Origin of the sequence: Micromonospora sp. NPDC051300 (genome assembly GCF_044455315.1) — a bacterium.
Lineage (GTDB): Bacteria > Actinomycetota > Actinomycetes > Mycobacteriales > Micromonosporaceae > Micromonospora > Micromonospora robiginosa.
In genome coordinates this window covers 203,515-214,023 of sequence record NZ_JBITEP010000005.1, presented here as the reverse complement: position 1 = coordinate 214,023, position 10,509 = coordinate 203,515, and the positions used below count along the sequence as shown (strand labels likewise).

Annotated in this window: 9 protein-coding genes; 4 read left to right on the top strand and 5 right to left on the bottom strand. The window is 76.2% G+C overall.

What is annotated here, in order from left to right; genetic code table 11:
• The first annotated feature begins 7 nt into the window (after positions 1-7).
• The gene (locus ACIA5A_RS08205) at positions 8-1,231 is read left to right on the top strand and encodes a MalY/PatB family protein (protein WP_396757950.1); all 1,224 of its coding nucleotides are present in this window, start codon (positions 8-10) and stop codon (positions 1,229-1,231) included.
• A gap of 16 nt (positions 1,232-1,247) precedes the next feature.
• On the opposite strand, the gene ACIA5A_RS08200 is transcribed toward ACIA5A_RS08205, so the two are convergent.
• A complete protein-coding gene (locus ACIA5A_RS08200; RefSeq protein WP_396757947.1) occupies positions 1,248-1,817 on the bottom strand; it encodes a DUF664 domain-containing protein in 570 nt (189 codons plus the stop codon).
• An 86-nt stretch (positions 1,818-1,903) separates the two neighbouring features.
• Between ACIA5A_RS08200 and ACIA5A_RS08195 the strand changes: the two genes are divergently transcribed.
• Positions 1,904-2,902: a helix-turn-helix transcriptional regulator gene (locus ACIA5A_RS08195; RefSeq protein WP_396757944.1), complete on the top strand. Its 999-nt coding sequence runs from the start codon at positions 1,904-1,906 to the stop codon at positions 2,900-2,902.
• A gap of 106 nt (positions 2,903-3,008) precedes the next feature.
• Here the strand turns inward: ACIA5A_RS08195 and ACIA5A_RS08190 are convergent, their stop codons facing one another.
• Positions 3,009-3,809, bottom strand: a complete 801-nt coding sequence (locus ACIA5A_RS08190; RefSeq protein ID WP_396757942.1) for a hypothetical protein — start codon at positions 3,807-3,809, stop codon at positions 3,009-3,011.
• 49 nt (positions 3,810-3,858) lie between these two features.
• Positions 3,859-4,170, bottom strand: a complete 312-nt coding sequence (locus ACIA5A_RS08185; protein ID WP_396757939.1) for an NIPSNAP family protein — start codon at positions 4,168-4,170, stop codon at positions 3,859-3,861.
• Positions 4,171-4,375: 205 nt separating this feature from the next.
• Here ACIA5A_RS08185 and helR point away from each other — a divergent pair, with 205 nt between their 5' ends.
• Positions 4,376-6,562 carry an RNA polymerase recycling motor ATPase HelR gene (gene helR, locus ACIA5A_RS08180; RefSeq protein WP_396757936.1) on the top strand — a complete coding sequence of 729 codons (2,187 nt, stop codon included), beginning with the start codon at positions 4,376-4,378 and terminating at the stop codon, positions 6,560-6,562.
• Between the two features lie 32 nt (positions 6,563-6,594).
• Here the strand turns inward: helR and ACIA5A_RS08175 are convergent, their stop codons facing one another.
• Entirely contained in the window at positions 6,595-7,473 is an 879-nt protein-coding gene (locus tag ACIA5A_RS08175) for an alpha/beta fold hydrolase (RefSeq protein ID WP_396757933.1), read from the bottom strand.
• Positions 7,474-7,570: 97 nt separating this feature from the next.
• Between ACIA5A_RS08175 and ACIA5A_RS08170 the strand changes: the two genes are divergently transcribed.
• On the top strand, positions 7,571-9,526 hold the full coding sequence (locus ACIA5A_RS08170) for a BTAD domain-containing putative transcriptional regulator (RefSeq protein ID WP_396757930.1): 1,956 nt from the start codon (positions 7,571-7,573) through the stop codon (positions 9,524-9,526).
• Here the strand turns inward: ACIA5A_RS08170 and ACIA5A_RS08165 are convergent.
• Complete coding sequence (locus ACIA5A_RS08165; protein WP_396757927.1) at positions 9,495-10,409, bottom strand: hypothetical protein; 915 nt, start codon at positions 10,407-10,409, stop codon at positions 9,495-9,497. The genes ACIA5A_RS08170 and ACIA5A_RS08165 overlap by 32 nt on opposite strands.
• Positions 10,410-10,509 lie beyond the last annotated feature (100 nt).

Below are 10,509 nucleotides of genomic sequence, written 5' to 3'. Positions count from 1 at the left end.
GAACCCCATGAGCGTTTCCGCCGGTGACCGCAATCCGCTCACCCACCTCACGCTCGACCAGCTCCGTCGGCGCACCAGCGTGAAGTGGCGGCTGCACCCGCCGGACGTGCTGCCGCTCTGGGTGGCGGAGCAGGACGTGCCGCTGGCCCCGCCGGTGGCCGACGCGCTGCGCCACGCGGTCGACCTCGGCGACACCGGCTACCCGCACGGGACCGCGTACGCAGAAGCCGTCGGCGGGTTCGCCGCGCGGCGCTGGGATTGGGCCGACTTCCCCGTCGGGCGCAGCACGCTGGTGCCGGACGTGATGATGGGCGTGGTCGAGGTGCTGCGACTGGTCACCGACCCGGGCGACGCCGTCGTGGTGTGTCCCCCCGTCTACCCGCCGTTCTACGCGTTCGTCACGCACGCCGACCGGCGGGTGCTCGAGGCCCCGCTCGGGTCGGACCTGCGGCTGGACCTCGCCGCGCTGGACGAGGCGTTCCGCCGGGCGCGCGCGGTCGGCGACCGGCCGGCGTTCCTGCTCTGCAACCCGCACAACCCCACCGGGGTGGTGCATCGCGACGACGAGCTGGCGGTCGTCGCCGAGCTGGCCGCGCGGCACGGCGTGCGGGTGGTCTCCGACGAGATCCACGCCCCGCTGGCGCTGGCCGGCGCGCGGTTCACCCCGTACCTCACGGTGCCCGGCGCCGAGCACGCGTTCGCCCTGCTCTCGGCGTCCAAGGCGTGGAACCTGGCCGGTCTCAAGGCGGCGCTGGCGGTCGCCGGGCCGGCGGCCGCCGACGACCTGGCCCGGATGCCGGAGGAGGTCGGCCACGGCCCCAGCCACCTGGGGGTGCTCGCGCACACGGCCGCGTTCCGCGCCGGCGGGTCCTGGCTGGACCTGCTGCTCGACGGCCTCGACGCCAACCGCGCGCTGCTCGGGGCGTTGCTTGCCGAGCACCTGCCGGAGGTGTCCTGGCACCGGCCGGAGGGGACATTCCTGGCCTGGCTGGACTGCACCCGCCTGGGCGTGCCCACCGAGGCGCCGGGCGCCGGGCCGGGGGTGGCCAGCGACCTGGCCGGCCCGGCGCGGATGTTCCTGGACGACGCCCGGGTGGCGCTCAGCTCCGGGCACGTCTTCGGCGCCGGCGGCGCCGGCTTCGTCCGGCTCAACTTCGCCACCTCGCCGGCGGTGCTGACCGAGGCGGTGACCCGGATGGGCCGGGCGGTCGGTCGCCGGTCGGCGGGGTGACGCGTACCCGGACGGTTCAGGCGTTGGGCCGCCGGTCGAGCGTCTCGCGCAGGATCTCCGCGTGCCCGGTGTGCTGGCGGGTCTCGGCGACGACGTGCATCAGCACCGCGCGCACGCTCAGCACGGTGCCGGGCTCGATCCAGGGCGCGTCCGGCACCGGCTGGGCCGCGGACAGGTCGTGGACGCCGGCCACGATCTGCTCGGTGCGGGCGGCCACCCGGGCGTACCGGTCGAGGATGGCGGGCAGCGTGTCCTCGGGCAGCATCTGGAAGGTCCGCTCCCGGTCGATCGCCCACTGTGGCAGCTCGCGCGCCGTGCCGGACAGGAACTGGTCCCAGGTGACGCCGTCGGGCAGCGTGAACGCCATCACCGCCGGGCCCTCGTCGACGAAGCGCATCCAGGCCTCCTCTCCGGAGGTCACGTGCTTGAGCACGCCGCCCAGGCAGAGGGCGCTGGCGGTGGGACGCTCGGCGGCCTGGGCGTCGGTGAGGTCGCGCACGGTGGCGGTCAGCGCGGCCCGGGCGGCGGCGAGCGCGGTGAGCAGGTCGGCGCGCTCGTCGCGGGTGAGCGTGGCGGTGACGGTCATGGTCGTCGGTTCCTTCCGGTCGGTTCTCGGTACGGGCACACGCTCGCAGCCGTAGCGGTCAGGAAGTGTCCGCTTCTCCCGGCAGAATGCGTGTCGTGACCACCACCTCCGCGCGACTGCTCTCCCTGCTGTCCCTGTTGCAGGCGCGCCGCGACTGGCCGGGCGCGGTGCTCGCCGACCGGCTCGGGGTCAGCCCGCGCACCGTGCGCCGCGACGTCGACCGGCTGCGCGAGCTGGGCTATCCGATCGCGAGCGCGAAGGGGCCGGACGGGGGCTACCGGTTGGGTGCCGGCTCGGCGCTGCCGCCGCTGCTCTTCGACGACGAGCAGGCCGTGGCGCTCACGGTGGCGCTGCAGACCGCCGCCACCACCGTCACCGGCATCGAGGAGGCCGCGGCGCGGGCGCTGACCACGGTGCGGCAGGTGATGCCGGCGCGGCTGCGTCACCGGGTCGACGCGCTGCGGGTCGTCGCCGTGGAACGGGCCGGGTCGCCGACGAAACCGCGCGTCGAGCCGGCCCTGCTGATGACGCTCAGCGCCGCCGTGCACGCCCGCGAGGAGTTGCGCTTCGACTATCCGCCCGCCCCGGACGCCGCCCCCGCCGAGGGGGCGCCGCCGCCGCGCCGGACGCAGCCGCACCACCTGGTCACCTGGGGCGGTCGCTGGTACCTGGTCGCCTGGGACCTGGACCGGGCCGACTGGCGTACGTTCCGGGTCGACCGGATCAGCCCGCGTACGCCCACCGGCCCCCGCTTCACGCCCCGCGAGCTGCCCGGCGGGGACGTGGCCGCCTTCGTCGCCGGCCGCTTCCAGGGGAGCACCGGCCCCGGCGACTGGCCGTGCCGGGGCGAGGTGATCCTCGACCTGCCGGCCCGGACGGTCTCCGCGTGGACCCGCGACGGCGTCGTCGAGGAACTCGGCCCGGACCGCTGCCGCCTGGTGCTGGGCGCCTGGTCCTGGCCGGGCCTGGCCGCGCTGCTCGGTCGCTACGACGCCGACATCGAGGTGGTCGGCCCAACCGAACTACGGGCGGCCTTCGCCCACCTGGCCCGCCGCTACACCGCAGCCGCCCACCCCCCGCCCTGACCCCACCCCGCGCCCCCTCCCGCCGATCTTGCACTTTCGGCCCACGATATGCCGGGAAAGTCCCTTGCGCCCGGGCAGTAAGTGCAAGATCGCCGGGAGCCGGGGGTTACGGGAGTGGGTGTGGGGGTGGGCGGGTGTGGGAGCGCCGGGACGGCCAGGCGTGCGGCCAGGTGTCGGGCCAGCTCTCGTCCTCGGCGGCCGGGGCGCGAGTCTGCGGGCCGGCCACCCGGTGGGCGAGGCGCTCGGCGAGGTCGGCGACGTCCGCGGCGGACAGGTAGGCCCAGCGCGTCGACCACGGCGCCAGCGCCGCGTCGACGAGCGCCACGGCGCGGTCCTCGGGGAGCCCGGTGGCGGTGAGCAGCCAGACGAGCATCCGGTGGCACGGTCCGTACCAGCAGTCCGGGTCCTCGGCCCAGGCGGACCCGGCGGTCAGCAGCTCGGCGAACGCCACCTCCCACGCCGCGACCGCCCGGTCGGGCCCGACCGGCGCCGCGTCCCGCAGCGCCGGCAGCAGCCGGTCGAACCGCTCGGCCACCTCCTCCAGCCACCGTCGCCAGTCCATGAGCGCCGCGGCGACACGGGCGAGCGTCTCCGGCGGTGAGGTGACGATCGGCGAGAAGTAGTACCAGAGCGAGCGCGGCCCCCAGTGCCAGCCGTAGGCCCAGGAACCGTAGTGGTCGACCAGGGCGTCGGTCATCGCCGCGTTCCAGTCGGAGGCCAGCCGGTCCGCCTCGCGGGACGCCGCCCAGGCCGCCTCGTCGAAGACCTGACGCGGGCGCGGCACCGCAGCGGCGGGCGGCACCGGCGGCGCCAGCCGCCACACGACGCGAGCCGCCCCGGCGGCGTCGAACGGGTGCCGGGCGGGATCGACCTCCGCCCAGTCGTGCAGGCGCGGCCGGCTCGTCATCGCCGCCAGTCTAAGGCGGTCGCCGCCGACGTGACGCCCCGGAATCGGCTCAGTCGGTGGGCAGCAGCGGGCGCATGAACGTGCGGTCGTAGCGCAGTACGCAGCCCGACTCGTCGCGGATCCGGTCGGCCGCGACGAACTCCGGATCGGTGCCGAACCGCGACCGGTAGCGCTCGTACGCCGCCAGGCTCTCGAAGCTGAACAGCGCCTCGGCCCGGTCGCTGGCCCCCTCGGCCGGCAGGAAGTAGCCGTGGTGCACGCCGCCGTGCCGCCGGACCAGTCGCATCCAGGCGTGGGCGAACCGCTCGAACGCCTCGATGCGGCGGGGATCGATGGTGTAGTGCACAACGCAGGTGATCACGCGCCCACCATAGATCGCACCAGGCTGATGCGTGGGCAACAAAAATGGCGGGACCTCCCGCCACTACCAACATATAGCGCACCCCCGGTCTTGCGGCAAGCCCCCGGTGGTGACGCAGAATTGCCGGCCGAAGCCCCCACCCCCGCCGATGAGAGAACCGCGAAGAGCGGAGGCCCCCGCCTGTCCGCAGATCGGAGCCCAGCCCGTGAATCCGTCCGTCACCAGCGTCTTCGCCCTCCCCGAACGCCTCTCGGCGAAGGCCGATCCCGCCCTCGTCGCCGACGACGAGCGGCACTTCGCGGCCATCGCGGAGAGCCTGCGACTGTCGATCGACGACCTCTCCGACCGGCTCGCCGCCGCGCGTCGGGGCGCGGCCGGCAAGGGCCGGCAGGCCGTCGACCGGGACCAGGAGGTCCGCCGGACCAGCGCGCGGCTGCGTACCCTCAGCCGGTACGGCCTGGACCTCTGCCTCGGCCGGATGGTCGCCGCGGACGGCGCCGAGCCGGTGTACGTGGGGCGGCTGGGCCTCACCGACGGCGCGGGCGGCCGGCTGCTGCTGGACTGGCGCTCCCCCGCCGCCGAGCCGTTCTTCGGCGCCACCCACGCCAACCCGATGGGCCTGGCGAGCCGCCGCCGCTACCGGTGGACCGAGGGCCGGATCACCGACTACTGGGACGAGGTGTTCACCGCCAACGGGCTCGTCGGCCACGCCGCCCTGGACGACCAGTCCGCGTTCGTCGCCAGCCTCGGCGGGACCCGCTCGGCCCGGATGCGGGACGTCCTCGGCACCATCCAGGCCGACCAGGACGCCATCATCCGGGCCGGCTCCCGGGGCACGCTCGTGGTCGACGGCGGACCGGGCACCGGCAAGACTGTCGTCGCGCTGCACCGCACCGCGTACCTGCTGCACGCCGATCCGCGCCTGGGCGAGCGCCGGGGCGGGGTGCTCGTCGTCGGGCCGCACCAGCCCTACCTGGCGTACGTCTCCGACGTCCTGCCCAGCCTCGGCGAGGAGGAGGTGCAGATCTGCACGCTGCGCGACCTCGTGCCCGAGGGGGCGGCGGCGACCGCCGAGGCGGACCCGGAGGTGGCCCGGCTGAAGGCGTCCGCGGAGCTGGTCGGCGCGGTCGAGGCGGCGGTGCGGTTCTACGAGGAGCCACCCCCCACCGGGCTGACCGTCACGCTTGACGACGCCGAGCTGCGGCTGACCGCCGCCGACTGGGCGGACGCGTTCGCGGCGGCCGGCCCCGGCGCCGCGCACAACGAGGCCCGCGACGACGTCTGGGACGAACTGCTCACCATCCTGCTGCAACGCTACGACGGCGACGCGCCGGAACACGCGGTCCGCCGGTCGCTGGCCGGAAACCGCGAGCTGGTCGCCGCGTTCGGCCGGGCGTGGCCGCTGCTCGACCCGGCCGACGTGGTCGCGGACCTGTGGTCGGTGCCGGCCTACCTGCGCCGGTGCGCCCCATGGCTGAGCGTGGACGACATCCGCGTGCTGCGACGCGCCGACGCCCGGGCCTGGACGGTGGCCGACCTGCCGCTGCTGGACGCGGCGCGGCGACGGGTCGGCGACCCGCAGGCGTCCCGGCGGCGACGGCGCAACGACGCGCTCCTCGCCGCGCAGCGGGAGCGGATGGACACCGTGGTGGACGCGCTTGTCGCGACGCACGCCTACGACGACGGCGAGGGGCTGATGACCATGCTGCGCGGCGAGGACATCCGGGCCGGTCTGGTCGATTCCAGCGGGCTGGCCGTCGCCGACCCGGACCTGCTGGCCGGGCCGTTCGCGCACGTGGTGGTGGACGAGGCGCAGGAGCTGACCGACGCCGAGTGGCAGATGCTGCTGGCGCGCTGCCCGTCGCGCAGCTTCACCGTGGTCGGCGACCGGGCACAGGCCCGGCACGGGTTCGCCGAGTCGTGGCGGCAGCGGCTGGAACGGGTCGGGTTGGACCGGGTCGAGCTGGCGTCGCTGACCGTCAACTACCGCACCCCGGCGCAGGTGATGGCGGCGGCCGAGCCGGTCATCCGGGCGGTGCTGCCGGACGCCAACGTGCCGACGTCCATCCGCACCGGGGGCCGGCCGGTGCGCCACGGCGTCCGCGCGGAACTGGGCGAGGTGGTGCGCGACTGGCTCGCCGCGCACGCCGAGGGCGTCGCCTGCGTCATCGGCGAGCCCGCGTTCCCGGCGTCGCCCCGGGTCCGGTCGCTGACCCCGGAGCTGGCCAAGGGGCTGGAGTTCGACCTGGTGGTGCTGGTCGAGCCGGAGGCGTTCGGCGACGGGATCGCCGGGGCGGTGGACCGCTACGTCGCGATGACCCGGGCCACCGGGGAACTCGTGATCCTCGCCGGCGGGGGCGGCGTGCACGCCCCCGCCGGCGGGGCCCGGTAGCCGCGCGGCGGCACGAACCCGCGGCGTGGACGCTAGCGGGCCAGCAGCGCGCGCAACGCCGCGCTGATCTCGGCCGGCGCCTCCTCGGCCATGAAGTGCCCGGCGGTGGTGGTGCGGTGCTCCAGGTCCGGCGCCCAGGCCCGCCACACCGCCTCGGCGTCGTAGCCGAGCGCCGCGCCCCAGTCCTGCTGGACCACGGCCACCGGCATGGCCAGCCGCCGGCCCGCGTCCCGGTCCGCGCGGTCGTGCGCGACGTCGACGCCGGCCGAGGCCCGGTAGTCGGCGACGATCGAGTCGACCGCCTCCCGGGAGGCCCGCAGGTACTCGGCGCGCACGTCCGCCGGCAGGGCCGCCGGGTCGGCGCCCCAGGCGTCGAGGAAGTGGCCGAAGAAGGCGTCCGCGCTGGCGGAGATCATCCGCTCGGGCAGGCCGGGCGGCTGCGCCATCAGGTACAGGTGGAACGCCACCGCCGCGGACGCCCCGTGCAGCACGTCCCACATGTCCAGGGTCGGCAGCACGTCCAGCGACGCCAGGTGGGTGACCACGTCCGGGTGGTCCAGGCCGGCGCGCACCGCGACCAGGGCGCCCCGGTCGTGCCCGGCCAGCGCGAAGCGCTCGTGACCGAGTGCCCGGGCCAGCGCCACCACGTCCGCGGCCATGGTCCGCTTCGCGTACGTGTCCTCGTCACGCGCGGGCGGCTTGTCGCTGGCGCCGTACCCGCGCAGGTCCGGGCAGATCACGGTGTGGTCGGCGGCCAGGTCGGCGGCGACGTGCCGCCACATCAGGTGGGTCTGCGGGAAGCCGTGCAGCAGCACGACCGGGCGGCCGGCGCCGCCCACCGCCACGTTCAGCGCCACACCGTCGGCGACGGTGACACGCTGGTAGTCGAATCCGGTGATGCCGATGGTCATCTCGGTGCCTCTCCTCGTCGTCGTACCGGCCCAGCGTGGCGGCGCCGGATGAGCACCCGATGAGCGCGGTACGGTGACCCGGGTCGAGGAGGGGTCGGTGCCTGTCAGCTTCGGTGTGCTCGGTCCGGTGACGGCCTGGGACGAGGCCGGCGCGCCGGTCGACCTGAAGGGCCCCCGGCACCGCGCCGTGCTGGCCCGGCTGATCGTGGCCCGGGGCCGGGTGGTGCCTGTCGACCACCTCGTCGACGACCTGTGGGACGACCCGCCGGCCGGCGCGGTGAGCGCGGTCCGCACGTTCGTGGCGGCGCTGCGCCGCCGGCTGGAGCCGGGCCGCGCGCCCCGGCAGCCGGCCCGGCTGCTGGTCACCGACGGTCCGGGGTACGCGCTGCGCGCCGCCGCCGACACGGTCGACGCCTGGCGCTTCGCCGACCTGGTCACCGGCGCCGCGGACGCGCTCCCCCGGGCCGCGCTCGACGACCTCGACACGGCGCTGGGCCTGTGGCGCGGGCCCGGATACGCCGACTTCGACCACCCGTGGGCACGCGCCGAACGCGCCCGCCTCGACGAGCTGCGACTGACCGCGACGGAACGGCGCGCCGAGGCGCTGCTCGCGCTCGGGCGGGCGGCGGACGCCGTACCCGATCTGGACGCCCACGTGGCGGACCACCCGTGGCGGGAGGACGGCTGGCGGCTGCTGGCGCTGGCCCTCTACCGCGCCGGGCGGCAGGCCGACGCGCTTGCCGTGCTGCGCCGGGCCCGCGAGCGGCTGCGCGACCAGCTCGGCCTGGACCCCGGCCCGCGGCTGCGCCGGTTGGAGACCGACCTGTTGCGCCAGGCCGACCCGGAGCCGGCCGGCCCGGCCCGGGTGTGGGCGGAGGCCGCCGCCGCGTACGAGCGCAGCGTGGTGCCCGGGGCGCGGGCCCGGCTGGAGTCCACGGTCGGCCTGCTGCGCAGCCTCGCGGTGACCGGGCCCGGCGGCCTGACGGCGGCCCGCGACCAGCGGGTGGCCGCCATCGACGCGGCCGAGCAGCTCGGCGACCCGGACCTCACCGCGCGGGTGATCGGCGGGTACGACGTGCCGGCGATCTGGACCCGCGCCGACGACCCGGAGCAGGCGGCGCGGGTGGTGGCGGCGGCGGAGCGGGCGCTGTCCCGGCTCGGCCCCGACGCGCCGGAGGCGACCCGGGCCCGGCTGCTCGCCACCGTGGCGGTCGAGTCCCGCGGCCGGCCGTCGACGCGCGGGCCGGAGGCGGCCCGGCAGGCCGAGGCGATCGCCCGGCGGCTGGCCGACCCGGCGCTGCTGGCCCAGGCGCTCAACGGCGTGTTCATGCAGACGTTCACACGCGCCGGCCTGGCCGCCGAACGGGACGCGGTCGGCGCGGAACTGGTCGCCCTGGCCGCCCGGCACGGCCTGGCCCCGGTGGAGATCCTCGGCCGGCTGATCCGGGTGCAGGCGCGCGGCGCGCTTGCCGACTTCGCCGCCGCCGACGCGCACGCCGACGCCGCGGACCGGCTCGCCGCCCGGCACGAGTCCCCGCTCACCGGCGTGTTCACCACCTGGTACCGGGCCATGCGCACGGCGGCGACCGGCGCGCCGTACCCGGTGGCGGAGGCCGCCTACCGGGCCGCCGCGACCGGACTGGCCGGCTCCGGCATGCCCGGTGTCGAACGGGGTCTGCTCCCGCTGGCGCTGCTCTGCCTGCGGGTGTGGCACGACCTCCCGGCCGACGCCGCCGACGACACCGACTGGGGCCCCTACGCGCCCTGGGCGCGCCCGCTGGTGCTGCTCGCCGCCGACCGCCGGGCGGACGCCGCCGCGGCGCTGCGACGGACCCCGACGCCGCCGCGCGACCTGCTGCTGGAGGCGTTGTGGACGCTCACCGGCCGGGCCGCCCTGGCACTCGGCGACCGGTCCGCGACGCGCCGGGCCCGCGACGCGCTCGCGCCGGCGGCGCACGAGCTGGCCGGCGCCGGCAGCGGGATGCTCACCGCCGGCCCGGTGGCGACACACCTGGACCGGCTCACCGCCGCCCTCGGGGAAGCGCCCGACTGACGGCCCCGTCCCCGAAACGCCGCGCCGCCGCACCCGCGTGTCGCCGAGGCGTTTCCTCCGGCCACCGCCACCAGATGCCGTAGGCGCACGCGGGGTCCGGCCGCCGGAGGGTCAACCCGTAGACGACCGTTCCCGCCGTCTGGTCGACGCTCGGCCGGCAGCGGGTGCGGGCGACCTCCTGACGACTCGACCCCGACCGCGTTCTCCGCCACACCACGTACCACGCCTCGGCCGGCGCGTCCGCGTGGTCGAACTGCACCCGCACCGACAGCTTCCCGACCGGCCGCTCCTCGCAGCTCTCCCGGTAGTACGGTTTCATCGGCGCGTAGGCGTCCTCGAACACCTGCCTGATCCCGACCTGCACCCGCCGCCCGCGGGCGAGCGGCCCGAGCAGATACAGCCACCGGTAGACCCGCCCGTCCTCCTCCGCCACGGCGCCGTCCAGCAGGCGGTGTTCCGGGAACAGCGACGTCGCCTCCTCGACCACCCGGTTCTGGCCGCTCCAGTGCGAACGGATGCCCACCAACCGGATCTGCCGCGTCGCCCGGACACGTTGCTGCCGCGTGTAGGCGTAGCGGTGGTGGGCACGACCGCCGGGCTCCTCGACGCGCGTGACGACCAGCGACCCCTCGAGTTCCTCGATCAGGAAGTCCGGTGGGCGGTAGACGCACCGGACGTAGTACGTCAGCGCCGCGCCGGCGAGGAGGACCAGGGCCACGACGACGAGTGTCGCCGGTGGGACGTGCAGTGCCACCGCCCACGTGGTGCCGACGCCGTACAGCGCGGCGAGGGCCGTCCCGGCGAGGACGACCAGTTGGAGCAGATCGGAACCCTGCCCGGCGAGACGCGCGGGCGTGCTGTCCAGCAGTCTTCGCAGACCCATCCGTTCCTCCCCCGGTGCGCCGTCTCGTCGGCGGGAAAGCCACCGACGGTCCGATCCAGTCCACACAAACCCAGGAGTTCCTGGGTGAGCCAGCGGTCAC

Bases quoted from the DNA above. Each gene is read 5' to 3' on its own strand.
- ACIA5A_RS08190 (WP_396757942.1), bottom strand. From the start codon at position 3,809: ATGACGAGCCGGCCGCGCCTGCACGACTGGGCGGAGGTCGATCCCGCC.
- ACIA5A_RS08200 (WP_396757947.1), bottom strand. From the start codon at position 1,817: ATGACCGTCACCGCCACGCTCACCCGCGACGAGCGCGCCGACCTGCTC.
- ACIA5A_RS08205 (WP_396757950.1), top strand. From the start codon at position 8: ATGAGCGTTTCCGCCGGTGACCGCAATCCGCTCACCCACCTCACGCTC.
- ACIA5A_RS08195 (WP_396757944.1), top strand. From the start codon at position 1,904: ATGCGTGTCGTGACCACCACCTCCGCGCGACTGCTCTCCCTGCTGTCC.
- ACIA5A_RS08165 (WP_396757927.1), bottom strand. From the start codon at position 10,409: ATGGGTCTGCGAAGACTGCTGGACAGCACGCCCGCGCGTCTCGCCGGG.
- ACIA5A_RS08175 (WP_396757933.1), bottom strand. From the start codon at position 7,473: ATGACCATCGGCATCACCGGATTCGACTACCAGCGTGTCACCGTCGCC.